Consider the following 21,946-nt stretch of genomic DNA (forward strand, 5'->3'; position numbering starts at 1 on the left):
TAATCTGAAAAACCGTTTACGTCATCTTTCTTGCTTCTTTATTTTCTCATATCTACCGCGCGGGTTCATCACATGAAATTTTCCATCACAACAACCTCTTCCACTGAAGTCAAAGTCAACTGGCTTGTCGCAGGGATCTCCGAAAATGACGAATTCAGCCCCAGCCTACAACGTCTCGACGAAGCCTTAGGAGGCAGCCTGTCACGGATGCGTGAACGGGAAGATCTCACCGGGAAAGCAGGTGAGATTTCAATATTAGGAGACGCTCCGGGGCTCGAAGCAGATCGCCTGCTGATCGTCGGTCTCGGACCGGCAGAGAAGCAGTCGCTTCAGGAGTTACGAAAAGCCTATTCCACAGCGATTCGAAAAATTGCCACCAAAGAAAAACAGAGTCTCGGACTCTGTACGCCAGAGGTTATCGTTACTGCCCTCGGAGAACCTGTCGCACTCGAATTCCTCTCTGACACCGTCACTGTCAGCTGCTCAGGGCAGGGACTGTATCAGGATGAGAAAAGCCGCTACCCGTTCAAAGAAGTTCTCATCACAGAGATCGAAGCGAACAAGGAAAACAAAGCTGCGGTCCGACGAGGAGTCATTCTCGGTGAGGCCGTCAACCTGACACGCGAGCTGGTCAATCGCCACCCTGACGACATTTATCCTGACACTTTTGCACAACGAGCTGCGGACGAAGCCGCTGACTTGGGAATTCGTGGCGAAATCTTTGACGAGGAGATGCTGAAAGACGAAAAGATGGGAGCGATGCTGGCTGTCTCTCAAGGGAGTGAACGTCCCCCGCGTATGGTTGTTTTGAAGTACAACGGGGGAGGTAAAGAGGCTCCCACATTAGGGCTTGTTGGAAAAGGGGTGACCTTCGACAGTGGTGGGCTTTCGCTGAAAACGTCAGCGGGCATGATCACGATGAAGTCAGACATGGCTGGAGCGGCAACCGTGCTTGGTGCAGTCCTCGCGATTGCAAAACTGAAGCTGCCGGTCAACGTAGTCGGTTACATGGGGCTGGTCGAAAACATGACCGGCGGAGCTGCATACAAACTGGGAAGTGTCCTGACTGCTCGCAACGGCAAGACGATCGAAATCCATAACACCGACGCCGAAGGCCGACTTGTTCTGGCCGATGCACTGGCCTTTGCGGTCGACGATAAAGTCGACAAGCTCGTGGACCTGGCAACACTCACCGGAGCCTGTGTCATCGCATTGGGAAACGACATCGTTGGTGCATTTTCAAACGATCAACCCTGGTGCGATTCGGTCCTCAAATCTGCCCGCGAGCAGGGAGAAGACATCTGGCAAATGCCAATGTATGACTACTTCGCTGAACAGCTGAAATCCGAATTTGCGGACTGCAAAAACATCGGCAGCCGCTGGGGAGGAGCAATCACCGCAGCCAAGTTTCTCGAACAATTTGTTGGAGAGACCCCGTGGGTCCACCTCGATATCGCTGGTCCGTCGTATGTCGAATCAAGCTCCGCTCAACGGGATGCCGGAGGGACAGGGGTCATGGTTCGAGCGCTTGTGCGGCTTGCGGAGGCAAATTTATAGTTTTTTGATCAGAATCTGTTGATGATCTTCGCAGTGATCGCAGAGATGTCCCAAGATGTCGCTTTCGGGGCTATTTCTTTCGATGGTTCCTCTTTTCTTGATCTCCCAAATCGATCAAGATCGACATTCAGAACCTATTCAGAAGCATCAGCGAGGCGGAATCCATTCTCTTTTAGAGCATCTTTCGAATTGGTTTGCAGGTTCTGCCTCGTGGCGAACTGCATTTTTCCTGGAGAAATGCGTTCTTCACGGGCGAACGGTAGAGCAAACGGCTCTAGAGAAGCCAAATCCTGGTTTTGGGTCTGTTCTCAAAGTCACTATTTAGCAGGTCACGACTCGCTGATCTGATCGCAATTCACCGTTTCAGGAGAAAATTCATGGCTCTCGATCTTGCCGTTGTCCCAGTCGCTGGGTTAGGCACTCGACTTTTACCAGCAACGAAGAGCCAACCCAAAGAGATGCTTCCAGTCGGACGACGCCCGGTCGTTCAGTATGTTGTCGAAGAACTTCGTGAATCGGGGATCAAACGCATTCTGTTCGTGACTGGCTACGGGAAATCATCCATCGAAGATTTCTTTGATGTCAATCAGCAACTGACCAGCCATCTCCGGCAAACCGGAAAGGAAGAACAGCTCGCAGAACTCGCCTTCGAACGAAGCCAAGTGCAGTACGCGTACACTCGCCAACGCGAGCAACTTGGACTGGGGCACGCCGTGTTGATTGGCGAACCGTTCGTCGGCAAGCAACCGTTCGTTGTGGCACTGGGAGATTCCATCATCGGAATGCACGCCAAATCCCATATCGTGGAACGGATGATCAATGAATACGAAAAAACCAAAGCTGATGTCATCGTCTGCTTTGAGGAACTTGATAACCCCAAAGACGTTGTTAACTACGGTATCGCAAAACCCAAAGGAGCGATTACCGGAGACGTCTTCGAACTTGAAAGTCTCATCGAAAAACCTGCTGTCGATGAAGCCCCAAGTAATCTCGCCGTCGCTGCCCGGTATGTCTTCAGCCCCGCAATTTTTGAGGAACTGCAAAAAACAGAACGTGGAAAAGGGGGAGAGATTCAACTGACCGATGCGATGCAGCAGGTTCTCAAGAAAGGTGGAAAAGGAATCGGGATCCGCCTGCCAAAAGATGAGCCCCGATTCGATATCGGAAACTTCGGAAGCTACTTCCAGGCATTCGTGGATTTTGCACTTTCCGATCCTCAGTATGGTGAAGGATTGGAGATCTATCTCCGGGAGAAGCTCAGCTTGAAGTCAGAGGTAGAATAATGGAAATCATTCGCCGACGAGCCTATGCTCGCGCAGGTTTCGTAGGAAATCCTTCTGACGGATACCACGGAAAAACCATTGCGATGACAATCAAGCAGTTCTTCGCTGAGGTCACTCTGTACGATTGGCCGAAAGTTGAGATCGTCTGGTCAGACAATGACCAGAGTAGTTTCCAGTCCATCGGCGAACTCGCTGAAGATGTCGAATTGCATGGATATTACGGAGGAGTCCGTCTGATCAAGGCGACGATCAAGCGCTTCTACGAATACTGCAAAGCGAAAAACATCACGCTGCACGATCGAAATTTTTCCATTCGTTACTCGACCTCAATCCCCAGAGCGGTCGGGATGGCTGGTTCGAGCGCTATCATTGTCGCAACGTTGAGATCACTCATGGACTTCTACCATGTGAGTGTTCCGCTACATGTGCAGCCATCGCTCGCTCTCAGTGTGGAAACGATCGAACTCGGAATCCCCGCCGGCCTGCAAGACAGAGTTGTTCAGATTTATGAAGGCTTGGTCGCGATGGACTTCGCAGAGTCTTCCATGTCCATTGAAGATGGAATGGAATGTGGCAAATACGAACGCCTCGACTCGAGTATGCTCCCTCCTGTTTACATCGCCTACAGTATAGAAGTTGGCGAGCCGACCTATGTTGTCCACAATCCGCTTCGCGCCAGATACAATTCTGGTGACCCGGATGTCGTGAATGCCATGAAGGAACTTGCTCTCCTGACCGACACCGCACGATCTGCGATTGAGACAGGCCAAGCTGAGGTTCTTCATCAAGCGATTGACCAAAACTTCAACATTCGCGCAAGCATCTGCTCGATCTCTCAGTCACACATCAACATGATTGAAGCAGCCCGCGCCGTTGGTGCCAGTGCAAAATTCGCTGGTTCAGGAGGAGCGATCGTCGGAACTTACAAAGACGAGACGATGTACCAACAACTCAAAACCGCTCTCGAAAAGATACACTGCAAGGTCATCAAACCGATGATCTGACCTGCCAATGACACAATCAATGAGACAACTCGAGCATTTCAATGCTTGTCGTGTCCCTGCAAGTCACTTTCATGACTTCACAGACAGCCTATCGCGAGACGGAAGATTGTGAGGCAGAACCTGCCAACCAATTTGAAAGATGCTGTAAAACGTGACGCATCAAACGGGCGATAACGAAAGACTCCCCACATTCAGGGCTGCCTCTCTATTCTGTATGTGAAAGCGATCCACTTTCCTGAGTCAGGCGTTGGCGTCCCACCACGACTGAACGAACCCGGAGAAATCAGGATAGCGATCTCGAGCTACATCGACGATCTGCTTGCCGGTCGTCGGAAAGTCGATGTCAAAGCGGGAAGCCAGCCACTCACGAAGCGGTTTTGTGTCGTCCCACCCGGATGAAGGTTGGGAAAGATTGTCCCACTCAAGTTCGTCGTATCCGCAGCCCAGCAGCCGACAAAATTGCATTGTGTCAGTTGCGAGGACGAGTAGTTCCCCCTCGGAGCCAAGGACAACAACAGGAGAGGCGTCAGCATCCCCATGATCTTGAAGCCAGATCGCATACACCGAACCGGTAGAACCACGCCCAAAGACGGCAAATCGATTCTGCATCGTAGTGTCATTTGGGAACCAGGCCTGCAAGTCGCTACCACCGATGGTGCTTATTTCAAAGCAACCACTCAGCGGGTATCCATTTGCTTCCAGAAATTCGCAAAGAGCACGTATCGGCTCAGGCAAAGTGACGCCAGCTGGAAAGTGAGATTGAACGTCGTCAGCTAACATTGCAACTTCTCAATCGGAGAACTGATTTTCACGCAAAACTATAGCATTTTCCAAATTGGTGTTCGCGTTCTAAACAGACAGACGGAAAAGCAAACTGGCCAAGAAACTCAAAATGGCCTCTCAAAGCCTGAGAAAAACCGTCCTCGCATCGTTTTCTGGTTTGATGGCAAAAACTTTTCGTCAGCTCAGGTTGCCGACTCTCTAAGCCACAGCAAGAGTTTCTGAGAATGCAGGAGCTGTTCCGGTGGGTGATTGACAGATGCCCAAAAACCCTAAATCCATGGCCTGAATACAGTTGCTGTGCAGGGAGACGCATCTGTTGGATACCCGAAATTGGCTGCTCACAGAGAGACCGCGCTAGGAATTCGTCAGTGGTTTGATTAGAGTTTGTAGGAGCGATGTTGATAAAAACTACGAAGAGACTGCACAGAGACCGGGGAAATTCAGACCGACTCGCGCAGAAAGAACATCTCCAGAAATAAATCCATGCTGAGCCTTCTCGGTGCTTGAGAGTCCAATTCAGGTGAATTGGACGAGAGCAATCGTGCGAAACCGGGCCTCACTGGAAACAGCGATATTATTGAAAAGTGTGAACAACTGAAGATTGCGAAGAAAATTGAAGGCTGTGAAAAAATTTTGACGTCGAGAAACGGTGATGACTGCCATTCAAAAATCACCGTGGATCAAAGTCATCCATAGGAGAAACATTACTCATGGATTCTTATGCACCCTGCCCGTGCGGCAGTGGAAAGAAAGTCAAATTCTGCTGCCAGGCGATTCTCCCGGAAATGGCGAAAATCGAACGGCTCCAAGAAAACAACCAGCCACACATGGCGATCCAACTCATCGACAAGGTGCTTAAAGAGCATCCTGACAATGGTTGGTTAGTCACGCAGCGAGCAATGGCCTTATTCAACCGAGAGGCTTTTGAAGAAGCTCGTGATGGCCTGATTCCGTTTTTGCGTAAAAACCCTGAACATCCGCTCGCGAATGCGATGCTGGCGTTGGCTGTGGTTCAGTCCGACACCATGGAGAAAAGCAAAAAGGTGATTCATCGTGCCTTCTTGAAGAGCATGGCTGATGAACATCAATTGGTTGCGATTCTTGCTGGAAAGCTGGTCTCCCATTTCCTTGAGATCGAGTGTGACATGGCTGCCCGGCAGCACATGGCAATTGTATTGCGACTGGGGTCTGAAGAAGATCGCCAGCGCACCTTGATGGCGATGCTCGAACTTGATGCCGACACGACTGTGCCGTATCCACTTCGAGGCGGTCACCCATTGCCGACTTATGAAGCTCCTCAAGAGATGGAAGCGCAGCAGAAAAAATCGCAGCGACTCTACATTCATGGATGCTTTTCCGAAGCGGCAGACATTCTCGACAAGATCGCGGAAGTCGATCCCGCAAGCCCACAATTGTGGCACACCATCGGACTGATGCGGGCCTGGGATGGCGATGAACTGAACGCAGCCAAGGCGTTTCACAAAGCTGCCGGATTGTACGAGAATTTTGATCAGGCAGTCGATCTGGAAGCGCTGGCTCAATTGCTAGACCGGCGACAGAAAGAGAACTCGATCCCTTCACGTATGGTCAGCTATGAAACAGAGTCACTCTCGAAATTGCTGACTCGGCTCGACAACGACGACCAACTCTGTCGCGTCCCTGTAATGGAAGAGCAGACCGGGATTTCAGCCTCGTATGATATTCTCGACCGAAACCTTCCCACTGAAAAAGAACTTGAAGAGCTTTCGCTAGAATCCGCTCCACGTTCCATCGGCCGACTGATGCTGGTGGATCAGGCCGATCCTTCGACACCGGCAGCGGCTCATGTAACAGCCATTGAAGGAAAACGTCTGGATCAATCGATCCAAATCTTCGAGGCGGCTGCTGGAGAGCTTGTCAGCCCCGCGAAGAAGGATGAAGAAGAGCTCGAAGATTCCGACATTATCTCCTGGTATGCCGAAGACGATTTAGTACTCACAGAATCGGCGTTCTTCCCTCCGAAGACTCCGTCTGAGATTCGGCAGAAGCTCCGAAAAGAGTTCATCGATAGATGCATTCATGAGACCTGGGCAAACTCTCCTCAGAAAGCCTTAAACGGAAAGACACCGCTGGAAGCCAGCAAGGACGAAGACTTAAAAGTTGCGCTCGCCGCATCAGTTCGAGTTTTCGATTCCTTCCTGGATCGTCGCGATATCATCCTCGATCAGGCAGAACTTCGCGACAAGTTGAACATCCCGCATCCGACGCCGATCCAGCCATCAGATGACTTGGATCTCAACACGCTGACGGTCACTCAACTTCAAGACATTTCTTTCGAAGGGATGTCGGACAAACTGTTTGATCTTGTAATGCAGCGTGCTTTGGTCGTGAAGCACTGTGGATTCGGTTATCGAACTCTAACTGAGTTTCTCAAAAATCGACCTCACCTGGTCAAGGAAAACGAACAAGAAACGCAACAGGCTTACGCAAATCTCGCAGACATTTGCAGCCGTTCTTTAAAAGAAGACGAAGCACTGGAATGGATTCAGCTTGGATTCGAGCAAACAAAGTCCCAAGGGGGACCATTCGAAGCTCAGCTGATGTGGAAAATGCGAGAGCTGCAGTTCCGTTCACGTTACCTCAACGATCCCGAACTCAATCATCTGTTGCTTGAACTTTGGAACTACTACGGAGCAAAGCTCCCGGTCGTTCGCGAGCGACTGGAACAGTTCGTTCAAACATTGGAAATCGATCCACCTTGGGAGAACGCAATTATCACTCCGCAGACCTCTGGAGATGGAGGGGCAGGGTGGACGGCTCAACCCCAGGAATCAGAGTCTGGCGAAAAGAAACTCTGGCTGCCTGATTAAAGAATCGTTGATGAACAGTCACGGATTTTCTGTTCATCATGGGATGCGAATAAGGATTTAATATCCAGGCTACTTAGAACCGGTCCGGAAACTTGTGCAATGCACACTCTCCATAGGGTTTGAGAGTGCCAACTCAGGTTTCAGGATCAGTTTCAGAGATTTTATCGAATGAAGACCTGTGTTCGGCATGAGCACAAAGTAGAGCAACCTGCTCAACGTTTCAGATATTGTGAGAGCAAAGAGATCATCTGAATTGGCCTTCCTGACGAGTTGCGGCCTCACTGGCCGCGCTCAAGGATCGCTGACGACTCTCCTTCAGGTTCGGATCTTTCGGAATGAGTTCGCAACCGGTATTGAACGACGAATCCTTCATGGAGCGAGCACTTGAACTTGCTCGCTCCGCGATAGGATCTGTGGAACCGAACCCCGCAGTTGGGTCTGTCATCACGACTGCAGATGGCAAGTTCATTGCAGAGGGCTTCCACGCAGAATTCGGTGGTCCGCATGCGGAAGTCGTGGCTCTGCAAGCTGCCGGAACACAAGCAAGAGGAGCGACAATCTATGTCACGCTCGAACCTTGCTCCCATCTTGGGAAAACTCCTCCCTGTGCAGATGCGCTGATCGCTGCAGGTGTTTCTCGTGTGGTGATCGGGACCGTTGACCCTGCTCCACATGTCGCCGGAACTGGAATCACGAAACTTCGAGAGGCCGGAATTCAGGTTGATGTTGGTGTCTGTGAAGCAGAAGCTCAAAACTTAATTGCTCCATTTCGCAAACTGTTCACGCAGAATCTTCCATTTGTTCATGCGAAGTGGGCGATGACTTTAGACGGAAAAATTGCGACACACACGGGGTCCTCAAAATGGATTTCGAATAAGAAATCACGAGCAATCGTCCATCAACTTCGTGGACGAATGGATGCGATTCTTTCAGGAATTGGAACAGTCCTCGCCGACGACCCTTTACTCACCGCGAGACCCGCTGGAAGACGAGTTCCGTTGCGAGTCATCTTAGATTCGCAAGCTCGACTTCCACTGGACTCCAACCTAGTGAAGACAGCACATGAATCCCCGGTCTTATTGTTTGTCAGTGATCAAGCCAACCCAGCCAGAGTCGCTGATCTGAAAAAATATGGTGTCGAAGTGATCCAGATTCAACGAACCCTTGAAACGGGTTTACTGGACATCATAAGTCTTCTTGAAGAACTTGGACGGCGACAACTGACCAATGTTTTAATCGAAGCTGGCAGTGGCGTTCTGGGTGCATTCCTCGACGCTCAGCAGGTCGACGAAGTTCATTGTTTCATTGCCCCCAAACTCATCGGAGGAGCGAACGCCCTCTCGCCATTCGGGGGATTCGGGTTAGAGTCGATGGAAAACGCGGTCCAACTCCGACAACACAACATCGAAGTTCTTGATGGAGATCTTTACATCCACGGACGTGTTCATTGATCTGAACAAAACTGGTGCATCTTTTGAATTGGTTTGCAGGTTCTGCCTCGAGGCGAACAGCAATTCTAAAGCTGCTCTATTGCTCAAGAATTTTCAATGCTTGTGGAGTGACCACCCATTCTCCGTGCTTCATGACTCCTGCAGGTTGATTCCCTGAGTCGAAAAGACTCGATTCCGGATCCTCAAGAGAAGCTCCTTGAAGCGAAACAACGCACAAATCAGCGATGTGCCCCTGCTTCAGTAAGCCAACTCTGTCCAATTGCAGTGCGTGCGCTCCATTGATTGTAGCCAGTTTCAGAAGCTCGCTGGCGGGAATCTCTTGATGGCGCCTCTGCAGAAATTGGAGTTCTTTCCAGATTGAAAGATCTGGATTTGAAGCACGACTATCCGTTCCAAGAGCAACGTTGATACCGACCGCCAGAAGCTCCTTCCAGGGATGATCGATAGACTGCATCGCTGCCTGCGTTCGTGGGCAATACACGACAGCCATATTTGGCCGAGACTGTAGAAATTCGATCTCTCGTCGACCAAGATAGTTTCCATGAACAACCAGTACAGGAACGCCGCAATCGAGTCGATGTAAATAATCGAGCGGGCTTCGAGTTTCTTTAAAGAGTTCAGGGCGGGCAACGCCCAGCTGTTGTAGCATCGCTGCCAGCTTTCCGCCTCCGGTTTCCAGTAACTCCAACTCTTCTGGTGACTCTGCCAGGTGCATCGCCAACGGAACCTGATGCTGTTCCGCAAGCTGGCAGAGGCCCTCGAAGAGATCAGGGTGCAGCGAATACGGAGAGTGCGGACTCAGCCCGATCTTGATCTGCTCTGAGCCCGGCTGCTGTAAGAATTCGCGAGCGCTGCTTAGCTGAAAATCGACCGCTTCATCTGAGAGACCAAGGTACTCTCGAAACATCAGCACGTTTAGCGGACTCGATGAAACTCCACTATCGCTTCGCCAGTCTGTCGTGGCAATTTCAGCGGCAGTGGTGACTCCGGAATGAATGGTTTCGTCGAGACCTTTCTGAATCGCTGCTGAAACTCCGTCGGGGTGCTCCTGCCTCCAGGCAATGACTGAGGGAATCCAACTTGTGAAGTCTTTCAGGGGTTGAAGCGGCGCTGATATGGATGAGAACTCAAGGTGCGTATGTGCATTGATCAACCCCGGAATGAGGGCAACATTCCCAAGGTCAACTGCATCGGAATCTTCATCAGACAGATTGATAATGTCGTTGTTGCAGACTTCGATTGTTGCATTCTGAATCGGTGGCCCATCTCCCGGAAAGAGCCAGCGGGCTCGGTAGCGTCTCACTTTCCAGCCCCATCTGCGAGTCGATCTACGGGTTGGACTGGCTGAATTTTGAGCCGTTCGTTGTAGGTTCGCATGTCGATGTAACGATCGTGAGTGTTCACATGCAGGTACGAGAAACCTCCAGAATTCGAGATGCGACTCCAGTCAAAGACTCGCTTTCCGGTTCGCTTGTCGAAACCGATCATTGTGAGTCTGCGAAAATAGACTTTGTCCCGGTTCTCTGGTCGACTACTGATAAAGATCAGCACAGGGGACTGTCGAATTTCTTTGACAATCAAGTTCATTCCCCAAACAGTGCTGTTTTCGTTCTCCTGTTCCTCTTCTTCCTTGTCGGGAGGATTCTCTTTTTCAGCCTGCGAATCAAAGAACTCGCTCAGCTCTTGGGTTGATTGAGACCACAATAGTCCCCCTTCTTTCGAGAAGGTCAGCAACGTCCCAGCAGCTTTTAAAGAGGGCAAATTCACATAAGTCGACTTCGCAGTCCCATGAGAGACAATGAGAAAAATGAACTCATCATCAGAATAGGAATAGACTCGCTTCTGAATTTTCATCAACTTTGCGGGAATTTCTCCGATCAGTTTTTTTGTCCCATCTCGCAGGTCAATCAGCGAAAGTTCACCCTCAGGCGTCAGGTAACCGAGAGCCTGCTCATCGAACTGAATCATCGAGACATCAGAGGGAATCTCGATGCTCCACTTCGGATTAGCATCTTCGATCGCACCTCGTTGAAGATCCCAGCGTTTCTCATCGTCACTTCGAATCAGCTGTACAGACTCTGTTCCATCGATCTGTAAGCACTGAACGGGGAAGTTGTCCGGAAGTGGTTGAGTTGACTGCTTCCCATCGAGCATTCGAACAAAGTGTGATTTTGCGTCCGCGGTAAGAATGAATCGATCCGCGTATGGTTCCACAATCGCCCGTCTTGAGGCGTCTTCTTCCGTCCAGAGAAGTTCACCAGTCAAGGCGTCCAGAGCATGAATTTCCTCGTCGATCGCAAGTGCGCAATATTCGTTCGCTGTCAGCAAAATTCCAGTCGGGGTCGTGTAGGAGTTCAGATTGCTCGTACCACGAAAGGTACTGACATTTGACAAGAGGTTTGTGACACGTTGCGAAGGCGACCGCAGACGGCTCATGGCCAACCCACTGACGCTCGGTGTGTAAGTCCAGGCGACTTGCTGATCAGGAAAGTGTAAGGCGTGAATGGCACCACGGTGAACGGCATAACTCATCGATCCAGCGTATCGCAGACCGACATTCGAACGATGTGAACTGTTCGACATCGAGCGAAGCGGGAACGATCCAACGAACTCGCCTGAGTGAGCATTTTCAATCCGCAGCCGTTGATGCTGGTTTTGAAATAACCAGCGGAACTGATTCACAAACTCAAAACCCTGACCAACAGGTTCAATCACAGCAAGGTTGTCCTCTCGACCTTGAGTCCCCGTGCGAACGGTTTCCCATTCGTCACCCCATGAAGTCGACCGGCTTGGCTGAGATGAATGAGCTTTCAGCTGAGCAAGTCGCTCGACCGCGACCGCGTGACTTGTCCCGGCAGCGCTAAGTGGAACATCCGGTCGATTCAGAACCTGTTCCCAGCAAGATTTTGCATCCGAGAACGATTTCAACTCAGTCAAAATGTCTGCCATCTCGGACCAGCCAACACTGGCAAGCTCTGGAGCGGGAGAGTTTGTGACACGTTGAAGTCGGATGAGTGACTCCGAAATCCGGGAGTTCTTTCTGGCATCCAGCGCAAGCTCGAGCTCAAGTTGTTGACCCAGCGAAAGAAAGTGGAAGACGCGCGCCGTTCGGCTGCGACCGAGAGAGCCTTCAATAGACGAAATTTGCGAAGCAATTTGCTGGACAGCCTCAGCCCTTTGCTCGTCCGTCCTCGCCTCAAGTAAGTCCTGGATACGCCCTCCAGCCCACACATCGTAACGGACTTTGCGAGTCCCAGTCTGGACGTAGTGATTGAGGATCTCGGCATGATCGAGCAATGAAAGATACAGTTGCAGTGCAGTCTTCCATTCTCCCATTTTCAGCTGATAATCAGCTGCCAAACGTTTGTAACGCATTAACTCTGTAGGAGTGTTGGCAAGTGTTTGCATCTCCAAAAGAGTTTCCTCAGCGAGATCCTCGTGATTCAGAATAATTTGTTCGATCGAGTCCCATTCAAGTTGGTCAACCACAATTTGTTGTTGTGCAGAGACTTCCTGAAAGAGTCGAAGAGAGCGCAACTCCTGAATGGCATGTCGCGCTTCCACGTATTTATTGTTGGAGAGGAGAAACTCGATCGCGACGACTTCGGAGACGAAAGTCCGTTCGAGTTCCATTTGCTCTTCGTCTGAAAGCTTTCGCACCGGGAACGCGGAAAGATCAAACGCAGACAGCGAGATTAGCTGATCCTCTCCGTAATAGAGGTGTCCCAATTGAATCTCAGATGACGCCAGTTTTTTCGTAGAAACTAACTCTCCCTTTTCCAAGCTGATCTCGACAAGTTGATCACCTTCGACGGGGATGAAGAGATGTCGATCAAGGATGATGCTCCGTCCCGAGGGTCTACTGGAGGTGACCGAAAATTGTGTTTTCCAAACCAGCCTCCCGGACTCTTCAATGTTTCTCGCGATGACAGATGTCCCGCCTACGAAAATTGCATTCTCCCCGTCGACACCAGCAAGATAGAGGCCGTCTCCTTTGGCTTGCCTCCAGAGTTCTTCACCAGTCCGGAGGTCAAAACAAATCGATGCCAGCTCCCCGCTTCCATATTCATTTGGAAGTTCGTGAGGAGTAACGAGGACGGAATTCCCAACGATGACGGGTGGAGCAGTCATCCAGCGATGATTTAAGTTCTGAACAGATTGGACAGCGAACCCACCACGAGAACGTTGCCGTTTATCTGAACGTGTCGAGAACCGAGATGCCCAAAGGAGTTGATGGCTTGAACGATCCACAGCGACCAGCCAGCCACAAGTTGTCGGGCAAACGATGATCCCATCTTGAATCGAAGGGTAACAGGGCCAAAAACGTCGCACCTGATCGTCGACGAGGCTTCTCGACGGGGTCGCAAGCTCCTGGCTCCAGAGGACCTCGCCAGTCTGAGGATTGAGCGAAAACAATGAGATCAGGCCGTCACGCTCCCCAATGACAAACAGGTCTGAACCGTCGCTGACTGGCGGTCCAAAGAAAAATGTTCCTGCAAGTGGTCGCGAGAAAGGATCTTCGATCAGTTTCCCGCCCAGCCGCCATCGTACGCGTCCAGTCTTGAAATCGTATGCGACAATTTCATTCGTACTGAATTTCTCATCCTCTGGATCCTTCTGAGTTGTACGTCTTTGCCACGCATACCCCCGCGAAGTGCTTGAGATCACTTCATGTCCTTCGATGGCAAAGAGATGCCTCCCATCAGTCGTTAGACTTCGTGAGATCGCATCTCGCAACATCAGACTGGTCACTGGATGATGTTCAGGAACCCGTCCACGATAGCGTAACTCAATCTCATCATCCGAGGCGGATTGCGAAAACTGCGTTTCAATATTTGACGCCGCTCTGTTTTCCCAGAGAAGTTCACCCGTTTGAAGATTGCGAACTTCCAAAGCCCGGAGCGTCCTGTAGGCAATAATGTTGCCGCTCAAAACGGCTTGACTTGTGCTCACGATCGCACGATTCGTTTCTTTCAGATCAGAAAACAATTTTTTGACTTGATGTTCAACGTCGTAACGATCAATCGTTCTCTGAGTCCAGATTGGAAGGAATTGCGGATCAGCCGGGTTCTCAAGTTGGTGTGATGAACTTACTAATTGTGTCGAGGCATCATTAAACTCTTCTCTTCCTGAAACAATCGAAGTCGGCAGGAAGGTGATCTCTTCCAGAGAAATTGAAAACTGTTCTGCGATTTGTTGAACCAGCGCGGCGTCGCCGGCGAGTGCGGCACTGCTGATGGCTCGCATTGCAAATCGCTTTTTCGTCTGTTCCGTATCGGTGTTGTGAGCGAGTTCTTCAAAGGCCCGAGAGGCAGCGACTAAATGCCCCTGGTCAAACAAGCTCAAGGCTGCGGTATAGGCAGCTGACTGTCCTCCTTGAGTTGCAACATAGAGTCTGGAAACTTTATTCAGACCTTTGAGATCTCCTTGTGCCAAAGCGATGTCGCGTTCGCGCATCGCGACCGGACCGAAGCGGTTTAGATAGTTCCGCTTTGCATCACCAGGCAGATTGGCCAATAGCTTCGAGACTTCAGAATGAGCGGGAACGAGTTGCTGCTTCTCGCCAAAGAAAAAAAAGTCTTCTTCAATCCCATTGAGATATTGCAGAATTTCGACAGCGTCATGGAAGCGTGATTGTTCCAGGAACGTCTTGGCCTGTTCTAAACGGCGTTCGAAATCCTGATTTTGCGGCGGACGCGAATCGAGCTGGTCCCGCCCCTGCTTGGCATCTTCAATCTCTTTCGCCCCGTCACGGACTTCTTTGTTCAAACCACGGAAGAAATTCCCAATCGGATTCTCCCCTCCATTCTCCTCCTTCTGACCTTGTGCAGAGAGAGGCTGACATGGAATTAGAAGGAGTAGAAGAATCAACAACGAAAATGATTTGGTGAGATTGATCATGATTTCCGCGAGGGCAGTTTGTGCTTATTCAAAGCAATTTCAAATTGCATGGACCATTGCTCTATTGTCACTCATCTGGAGTGACCAGCATAGAGTGATTCTCAAAATTTCAGGTCGGAGGAGGCAACCCAATAGACGACAAGTTGTGCGAATACATAAGGCGTTTCACCGGGTTCGATGAAAACAGAACACCCAGAATCGCATATTCCATTTTTTTGAACTCCGTATTTCCTGCATTGATAAGGGAAATTGTCAGAACATTTTGCAAGAGTAACTGCCCTCCAATAACCCTCCTCCTGTCCCTTTCACTGAATGACAGATGTGAACGCGATCAGTTTGAGGAATCCTGATCATTGTGGTGATCATCTCGTTTCGATTAAACGGCTAGCTGACCACCAAGTAAACAGCAGCGACATCGGCAGCCTTAAAGGGAAAATACTTTATTGCGGAAACCCCTTCCCTCAGATCAATCAGTTCGACTTTTCAGCATCTGAATCACAGTTCTCAAACACACCAAAGCAATAGAGAGACTTGAGCTGAATGGGCCCGTAAAGAACAGCGATCACCCTGTCAATTCGCCAAGAATCTACTGGCCGAACCCCACGAAACATAAACCCTGACTGATCAATAACTCCCCAGAACTTCAGAAGTCATGTTGTTCTTTCGTGTTGCGCTGGCGTCTAAGACTTTCCGCCAGTAAGGTACCCGCCTTACCAGCCCCCCTCCTCTCACCTTTGAAAGTTTTTTGATGAAGTCCCCTGCTTTATACTGTCTGTTACTCTTCGTCTTCGCTTCTCCTTCCGTTGATGCCGGGATAATTTCAGACCTGTCTGACGGTACTCACCTCTGGACATCAACCTTGGTTCCTGGAAGTCCGAACTACGATTCACTGCTTGAGATGACCGACACGTTTACTGCGAGTGGGACAATCAGTTTCGACTATGAGTTCAAACATTTCGTCACAGCATCTGGCCAAGACCATCGGCCGAGAAGTGGTGCTGGAAACATCGACATCGGATCTTCTCTGGATGTGGTTGACTACACGTTTAACAACACTTCACTTGCCAACAACAATCATATTGCTGTAGGAAGTATTACTGACTTGAGCGTTTTGGCCGGAGATACGTTCAGTTTCCTAGCGAACACATACTCCTCTGTACATTCACTTGGACCTACTGTGACACTTGAGATTACAAATTTCACGTTTACTGAAGCATCCGCAGTCCCGGAACCGTCGTCACTCACTTTGTTGATGATGGGAGCGATTGCACTCGGCGTTTGTAGTCGTCGCCGTAAACAAACAGAGCAAATTACTGAAGCTTAGGTCAACAGACCAGTCGAGAACCTTGAATCCCATCGCTAACTTAACCGGGTAATCTACGATGCGATTGTTTTTCCCTGCGACACTGTTTCTCATCGCCGTTTCAATGTGGATGCCTAACGCATCCGGAGAGGATGAGGCCCCTGTTGTAGTGGATCAACGATTCACTCAAGCAGCGAACCGAAAATTCAAGGCGTTCGACTCTCCGCGGGAACAATCGTGGCAAGGTCCCTTCTTTTTCCTGCAGCTCGCTGACACTCAATACGGCATGTTCACTGGAAACAAAGGTTTCGAAAAGGAAGCAGCACTAACGCAGCAAGCGGTCGAACATATCAATCGGCTTCAACCCCGATTTGTTATTGTTTGTGGTGACCTGACAAACGCCACCCCGAATCAAAGTCGCTATCAGGCTCAGGTCGAACAATACCATCAGGATTTTTCAAAAGTCGACACTGAGATCCCTTTGGTTTGCGTTTGCGGAAACCACGACGTTGGCAATCGACCGACATCGAAATCGATCGCCAGTTATCAGAAGAATTTTGGTGATGACTATTTTTCGTTCTGGGTTGGTGGGGTCTGCAACATCGTCTTGAATTCCAGCGTCCTGAAAGATCCGACTGGTGCTCCGGAAGTGCTCGCTGCTCAACAGACCTGGCTTCAGCAAAAACTTCTCGATGCGCAAAAGGAGAAGGCTAAGCATATCTTTCTGTTTCAGCATCACCCGATGTTTCTACAGAAAGAAGATGAGCCGGACCAGTACTTCAATATTCCGCTGGAGCGAAGAACGCCACTGCTCGATCAACTCAAACAGGCTGAAGTTCGTGCCATCTTCGCTGGCCACTATCACCGCAATGCCTACGGTCGAGCTGGCGAGATGGAAATGATCACCACTGGCCCGGTCGGTCGCCCACTCGGTAAAGATCCCTCTGGATTTCGTATTGTGATCGTCAATGAAACCGGCATCCAGCACCAGTATTACGGAATGGATGACGTCCCAAAGACGATCAACCTCACGGATCAGGTCAAACCGTAACATCATGTTGCTCTGCCGCAATTCATGACCGGCAACTGATATTGGGCATCCACTGATACGGGGCATCCTTGGCAATTATGCTGCCCGATTCACTCGCCGCTCTTCACCGAGTTTTTCAAGGATGAGATGAACAGTCGTCTGAGTGGCCCCTTGATGAGAGAGAACGAGATCACGGGCACGATGCCCCATTGCAGTCGCAAAACCTGAATCATGGAATGACTCACAAACGAAGTTATTGAGATCGTCTTGATTTTGAGCGATTCGCAGGGCGTTTTCTGATTTCAGAATCTCGACGATCTGCCGGAAGTTGCGTGTGTTCGGACCGCAGCAGACAGGAACCCCGTAAGCTGCTGGTTCAAGCATGTTTTGACCTCCACGATTGCCGAAGCTGCCACCCACGAACGCTGAGTCAGCGAGCGCCCAGCAGTGACTCAATTCGCCAACAGTATCAAGAAGACCAACCGGCGGCGGCTCGTTGCTCGAAGGCTTTTGGGCCGACTGTTGAGATCGTCGAATGACTGTATGCCCACGTTCCTGAATCAGCTGAGCGATGGCTTCGCCACGTTCAGGATGACGGGGGACGATGATCAACCTGCTCTTTGGATTCTGTCGGCGCAATTCTTCAAAGGTGATCAACGCCATCTCTTCTTCAGGGTCTTGAGTGCTCCCGGCAATGAATACAAATTCATCCCTTTGGATTTGGAAGAACCTGCGAAGCTCCTCGATTTCCGGCCGCTGGCGGTTGGTCTCAACTCCATCAAACTTGATCGATCCAGTCACCAGAATCCGTTCTTCAGCACAGCCAAGCTCCAGGAAGCGTTGCCGATACTCTTCTGATTGTACCGCAATCTTTCCGACCCGATTGAGTAAGCGAGACATGAGGAACCGAATTTTTCGATACCCCTTGAAACTCTTTTCGCTCAACCGTCCGTTAATCAGCATCACCGGAATCTGCAGCGACGAGGCGCGTGTCAAAAAGTTGGGCCAGATTTCGAGTTCGACAAGGACAATCAAATCGGGCTGAGCGCGTTTCAAGGCTTCGCGCACACTCCAGGTAAAATCGAGAGGGAAATAGGAGATTTCGCAATCGGTCAATTTCTCTCTGGCAACTTGAAAACCAGTTTGGGTAGTCGTCGTCACAAGGATATCGAGCGGGTCGCGACTGTTGTTCCGTAACTGACGGATAAGCTGTTGCAACTGCAATACCTCACCCACGCTCACGGCATGAATCCAGACACGTTTTGTCGCGACCGATTTTCGTTCGGGTAAACGCCCCCAGAGTTTCTGGTCCCACCCCTCACGGTATTTCCCATGCCTCCATCTCTGATACAGCAATGCTGGCGAGATGGCTGCAATGAGAACGAGATAAATCAGATTGAACAGAACTCCCGGCACAATCGTCCCTGATTGTTAAAGTTCATTTTCCAGACGGCGAATAACTGAAGAATGAAACTCTATTCGAAATAGTCAAAACCGGGCTAGCCGAATTTGCCGACTCTGACTGTGTGCCTTGCGTGAACCGCGTTGTTTACGGCTTTTACGGAAGCGTCACAACAGTTAAAAGTATGATTTTGTTGACTTCAAGTGGTTCACGATATACCCTGAACACATCAGCATGTCTTGATTGAGACATCGTTGCCCTCCTTACTTCGACGGTTGAGATCTCCATTCTTCCGCCCGACAGAAAACTGGCCTGCCAGATGTTTCACCAACTTGCACGATGCAGCTTTCTATTTTCTGCTCTAACGTTTGTGATTGTCTCACAAACATGCGGCGAGGTTCTCTCTCAAGAACCAGCTACCGAGCCTCAGGCCCAAGCACCGAGTCCTGAGGCCAAACTTCCAGAACCTGCAACTGCCACTAAGGCTCCTGAATCGCCCCCAGCGCTGCATTCTCGAATCGATGCGCTGTTGAAGCAGTCTCAGTTTGGTCCAGTCGCGGAAGTTGCAGAGGACTCGACATTTGCTCGTCGTGTGTATCTCGACCTGATCGGGAGAATCCCCACGGTTGAGGAGTTGAAAGCATTTCTTTCGAACAGCGCGCCAGAGAAACGTCAACTCCTGGTTGATGAGTTACTCGCTCGTCCCGACTTCAATCGGCATATGGCAGTGACGTTCGATTTAATGCTGATGGAACGACGTGGCGGGAAGCATGTTAAACCAGATGAATTCAGGCAGTATCTTGAAGAATCATTTCAACAAAACAAATCGTACTTACAGTTGTCGAAAGAGATTCTCGCTGCCGATGGAACTGCCGAGAAGAATCGTCCGGCAGCAGCGTTTTATCTTGAACGGGATGTCGCTCCCGATTTATTGACTCGGGAAATCGGTCGCGTTTTCTTTGGCGTCGACTTGCAGTGTGCACAGTGTCACAACCATCCGAATATCGACGACTATCACCAGGAAGACTATTACGGTTTGCAGGCGTTCATTGTCCGCGCAAGTCTGTTTCAGCCGGACAAGAAGAAACCTGCCGTCATTGCCGAGAATGCAGTCGGCGAGGCTTCATTCGAATCGGTCTTCACATCTCGAGCCAGTATGACAGGTCCGCGAGTTCTTGGTGGTGAAGAACTCGTTGAGGTCTCACTGAAACCGGGCGAGCGTTATCAAGTTGCACCAGCGAAGAACGTCCGCCCGATTCCGAAAGAAAGCCGGTTTGAGAAACTCGCAGAGATGACAACCGCTCAACCCTCGGCAGCGTTCAATCGAAATATTGCCAATCGATTATGGGCGCACATGCTCGGTCGCGGTCTCGTCCATCCGGTTGACTTGCATCACTCTGGGAATCCACCTTCACATCCTGAACTTCTCAACTTGATCTCTGAAGATTTTGTGGCGAGAAAGTACGATGTGAAATCTTATCTGAGAGAGATTGCACTCAGCGAAGTCTATCAACGTTCCTCTCGACTACAGGTTTCCGCAGCGTCGCTCGAAGAGACTCGCAAGCAAGTTGCTGCCTTGGAAGCCAAAGCAGAAGAAGAGTTCGACAAGTCTTACAAGGCTGATGAACTTGTCGAAACTGCCACGCAAAAACTGGACGCAGCCTTCGCTGAAATGAAGCCGTTTCAAGCGGAGATTGAAAAAACGCACAAGGCTATCGAAGGCGCGATGAAAGTCCGAGATGCCGCGATCGCGAAAGTCGACCCCGCAAAGAAAGCGACTGCCGAAAAGGTCCGTCTCCATCAACTTCTCGTCAACGCTCACCAACGAGTAAAAATTGCTTCCGAAGCACTCAAGGAAGACAAAGAACTGGCTGCCACAGTGACCGTAGTGCAAAACAAAGAAACCGCGATGGCTGCGGAAGTGGAGAAGCTTAAAGCTGCGGAAGCGGCTGCCGTTGCTGCATTAACGACAGCGGAAGAAGCATTGAAAGCTACACACGTCGCATCAGATGCTGCCGTCGCTGCGGCTGTTCCGATCGAAGAGAAAGTTCGAACGTTACGAACCGAACAGATCGCGACAAGAAAAGTCGCTGCCGATCATCGTGAAGCAGCAGCCTTGGCGACCAATAAAGCAAACGAGTTAAAATCACTCATTGAGTATGGCGAGTTGCAGCAAAAGATCGCTGCACTCCAGAAGGAAATCCCGATTGCAAAGACGGCTTTACAATCGAACACAGCGCAGATGCCGACTTTAGAAAAAGCCCTGTTAGAGAAGACGTCTGCGATGACAGCCGCTCAACAGGCGACTGCAGCAGCTCAGAAAGTGGTTCAGGAAAGCGAAACGGTACTGCAGAAGCATCAGGCAACAGAGGCTTTGCTCAAAGATTCCCTCAATAAATTGGTGGAAGCAGCCAAGAACCTGGAGGGCGAAAACCCGTTAGCCGCGGCAAAAACAGAAATCCAAACTTCACTCACAACGACTGAAGCGGCTGTGAAAAGCATGCAAGCTCAAGTCGCACAACAAAAGAACGACCTCACTGCGAAAACGGCAACAGTGGCGACAGCAACCACCGAACTCAAGGTTGCGGACGATGCATTGAAAGCTCAGCAGCAACTCGTGAAGAAGCTGGAAGCTGAACTTGCCAGCAAAGAATCGGAGTTGCAGAAAAGTCAGGCATCACTGGAAGCGATGGAAGGGAAAATTGTGACCCAGTCATCGAAACGAATGAATGCTTCCGGGCTGAGCCAACTGACTCCAGAACAACTAGGTTGGAGCGTTCTTGTTGCGACCGGTCAGCGTGACCGAGTCCGCGTCGCTGAGGCTGCGAAGCTCAACAAGGCAACACCACTTACTGAGGCCGACCTGAAAGATCCTGCCAAGGTCGCCGCTCGCGAAGCGGAAATTGATACAGCCACCTACGCTACGCTCAGCAAAAACGTCGCCACGTTTGTCAAACTCTTTGGAGCAACTGCAGGTCAGCCTCAGAATGATTTCTTCGCAACAGCAGAACAGGCACTGTTCTTTGCAAACGGAAATGAGTTGAGTGCGTGGCTGGCCCCATCAGGTGGGAACTTGACAGACCGACTTATTAAAAATGAAGACCCGAAATCATTAGCACAAGAGCTTTACCTCTCGGTCTTCTGTCGACCTCCGACGGAGCTTGAGATCAAAGATGTGACGGACTATTTAAACGCACGAACTGACGCCAAGCCGGCAGCGGTTCAGGAACTCGCCTGGGCACTGATTACTTCGGCTGAGTTTCGATTTCAGTATTGATTACGTTTGAGACCGTCGTGCGAGTCATTCACGGCAAATGAACTGAGAAAAACCAACAAGACTTCTGGAATTGTTGTCATTCACCTGAATGACGTTCCCTGGTTCA

At 50.3% G+C, this 21,946-nt stretch carries 12 protein-coding genes; 8 read left to right on the forward strand and 4 right to left on the reverse strand.

Translation table 11 applies throughout. The features are described from left to right. Nucleotides 1-72: 72 nt before the first annotated feature. The 3 genes from ACN0YR_RS13645 (at nucleotide 73) to ACN0YR_RS13655 (ending at nucleotide 3,844) form a co-directional block, all read left to right on the forward strand. Complete coding sequence (locus tag ACN0YR_RS13645; RefSeq protein WP_417849789.1) at nucleotides 73-1,557, forward strand: leucyl aminopeptidase; 1,485 nt, start codon at nucleotides 73-75, stop codon at nucleotides 1,555-1,557. A gap of 377 nt (nucleotides 1,558-1,934) precedes the next feature. Next, nucleotides 1,935-2,840, forward strand: a complete 906-nt coding sequence (locus tag ACN0YR_RS13650) for a UTP--glucose-1-phosphate uridylyltransferase (RefSeq protein WP_417849790.1) — start codon at nucleotides 1,935-1,937, stop codon at nucleotides 2,838-2,840. Then, nucleotides 2,840-3,844, forward strand: coding sequence for a mevalonate kinase (locus ACN0YR_RS13655; RefSeq protein ID WP_417849791.1), 1,005 nt, complete (start codon nucleotides 2,840-2,842; stop codon nucleotides 3,842-3,844). Before ACN0YR_RS13650 ends, ACN0YR_RS13655 begins: the two co-directional genes overlap by 1 nt. A 240-nt stretch (nucleotides 3,845-4,084) precedes the next feature. Here the strand turns inward: ACN0YR_RS13655 and ACN0YR_RS13660 are convergent, their stop codons facing one another. Then, a complete protein-coding gene (locus tag ACN0YR_RS13660) occupies nucleotides 4,085-4,624 on the reverse strand; it encodes a hypothetical protein (protein WP_417849792.1) in 540 nt (179 codons plus the stop codon). Between the two features lie 713 nt (nucleotides 4,625-5,337). Between ACN0YR_RS13660 and ACN0YR_RS13665 the strand changes: the two genes are divergently transcribed. Together ACN0YR_RS13665 and ribD are read left to right on the forward strand one after the other, a co-directional pair. Further along, nucleotides 5,338-7,476 (forward strand): hypothetical protein, encoded by a 2,139-nt coding sequence (locus ACN0YR_RS13665; protein ID WP_417849793.1) that lies wholly within the window; start codon nucleotides 5,338-5,340, stop codon nucleotides 7,474-7,476. A 335-nt stretch (nucleotides 7,477-7,811) separates the two neighbouring features. After that, nucleotides 7,812-8,927: a bifunctional diaminohydroxyphosphoribosylaminopyrimidine deaminase/5-amino-6-(5-phosphoribosylamino)uracil reductase RibD gene (gene ribD / locus ACN0YR_RS13670; protein WP_417849794.1), complete on the forward strand. Its 1,116-nt coding sequence runs from the start codon at nucleotides 7,812-7,814 to the stop codon at nucleotides 8,925-8,927. Between the two features lie 76 nt (nucleotides 8,928-9,003). Here the strand turns inward: ribD and ACN0YR_RS13675 are convergent, their stop codons facing one another. Together ACN0YR_RS13675 and ACN0YR_RS13680 are read right to left on the reverse strand one after the other, a co-directional pair. Continuing rightward, entirely contained in the window at nucleotides 9,004-10,230 is a 1,227-nt protein-coding gene (locus ACN0YR_RS13675) for an amidohydrolase family protein (RefSeq protein ID WP_417849795.1), read from the reverse strand. Continuing rightward, nucleotides 10,227-14,828, reverse strand: a complete 4,602-nt coding sequence (locus ACN0YR_RS13680; RefSeq protein WP_417849796.1) for a PQQ-binding-like beta-propeller repeat protein — start codon at nucleotides 14,826-14,828, stop codon at nucleotides 10,227-10,229. Before ACN0YR_RS13680 ends, ACN0YR_RS13675 begins: the two co-directional genes overlap by 4 nt. A 748-nt stretch (nucleotides 14,829-15,576) precedes the next feature. Here ACN0YR_RS13680 and ACN0YR_RS13685 point away from each other — a divergent pair. Beyond that, nucleotides 15,577-16,152, forward strand: a complete 576-nt coding sequence (locus ACN0YR_RS13685) for a PEP-CTERM sorting domain-containing protein (RefSeq protein WP_417849797.1) — start codon at nucleotides 15,577-15,579, stop codon at nucleotides 16,150-16,152. Nucleotides 16,153-16,210: 58 nt separating this feature from the next. Beyond that, on the forward strand, nucleotides 16,211-17,182 hold the full coding sequence (locus ACN0YR_RS13690; RefSeq protein WP_417849798.1) for a metallophosphoesterase: 972 nt from the start codon (nucleotides 16,211-16,213) through the stop codon (nucleotides 17,180-17,182). 75 nt (nucleotides 17,183-17,257) lie between these two features. Here ACN0YR_RS13690 and ACN0YR_RS13695 read toward each other — a convergent pair whose 3' ends face one another. Continuing rightward, on the reverse strand, nucleotides 17,258-18,577 hold the full coding sequence (locus ACN0YR_RS13695; protein ID WP_417849799.1) for a 3-deoxy-D-manno-octulosonic acid transferase: 1,320 nt from the start codon (nucleotides 18,575-18,577) through the stop codon (nucleotides 17,258-17,260). 305 nt (nucleotides 18,578-18,882) lie between these two features. Here ACN0YR_RS13695 and ACN0YR_RS13700 point away from each other — a divergent pair, with 305 nt between their 5' ends. Then, nucleotides 18,883-21,840 (forward strand): DUF1549 domain-containing protein, encoded by a 2,958-nt coding sequence (locus ACN0YR_RS13700; RefSeq protein WP_417849800.1) that lies wholly within the window; start codon nucleotides 18,883-18,885, stop codon nucleotides 21,838-21,840. The last annotated feature ends 106 nt before the right edge of the window (nucleotides 21,841-21,946 follow it).

This window comes from Thalassoglobus sp. (assembly GCF_048270125.1).
GTDB lineage: Bacteria > Planctomycetota > Planctomycetia > Planctomycetales > Planctomycetaceae > Thalassoglobus.

What these genes read in the sequence shown, in the direction of transcription:
- ACN0YR_RS13645 (WP_417849789.1), top strand. Translation starts at nt 73, where the DNA reads ATGAAATTTTCCATCACAACAACCTCTTCCACTGAAGTCAAAGTCAAC.
- ACN0YR_RS13650 (WP_417849790.1), top strand. Translation starts at nt 1,935, where the DNA reads ATGGCTCTCGATCTTGCCGTTGTCCCAGTCGCTGGGTTAGGCACTCGA.
- ACN0YR_RS13655 (WP_417849791.1), top strand. Translation starts at nt 2,840, where the DNA reads ATGGAAATCATTCGCCGACGAGCCTATGCTCGCGCAGGTTTCGTAGGA.
- ACN0YR_RS13660 (WP_417849792.1), bottom strand. Translation starts at nt 4,624, where the DNA reads ATGTTAGCTGACGACGTTCAATCTCACTTTCCAGCTGGCGTCACTTTG.
- ACN0YR_RS13665 (WP_417849793.1), top strand. Translation starts at nt 5,338, where the DNA reads ATGGATTCTTATGCACCCTGCCCGTGCGGCAGTGGAAAGAAAGTCAAA.
- ribD (WP_417849794.1), top strand. Translation starts at nt 7,812, where the DNA reads ATGAGTTCGCAACCGGTATTGAACGACGAATCCTTCATGGAGCGAGCA.
- ACN0YR_RS13680 (WP_417849796.1), bottom strand. Translation starts at nt 14,828, where the DNA reads ATGATCAATCTCACCAAATCATTTTCGTTGTTGATTCTTCTACTCCTT.
- ACN0YR_RS13685 (WP_417849797.1), top strand. Translation starts at nt 15,577, where the DNA reads ATGAAGTCCCCTGCTTTATACTGTCTGTTACTCTTCGTCTTCGCTTCT.
- ACN0YR_RS13690 (WP_417849798.1), top strand. Translation starts at nt 16,211, where the DNA reads ATGCGATTGTTTTTCCCTGCGACACTGTTTCTCATCGCCGTTTCAATG.
- ACN0YR_RS13700 (WP_417849800.1), top strand. Translation starts at nt 18,883, where the DNA reads ATGTTTCACCAACTTGCACGATGCAGCTTTCTATTTTCTGCTCTAACG.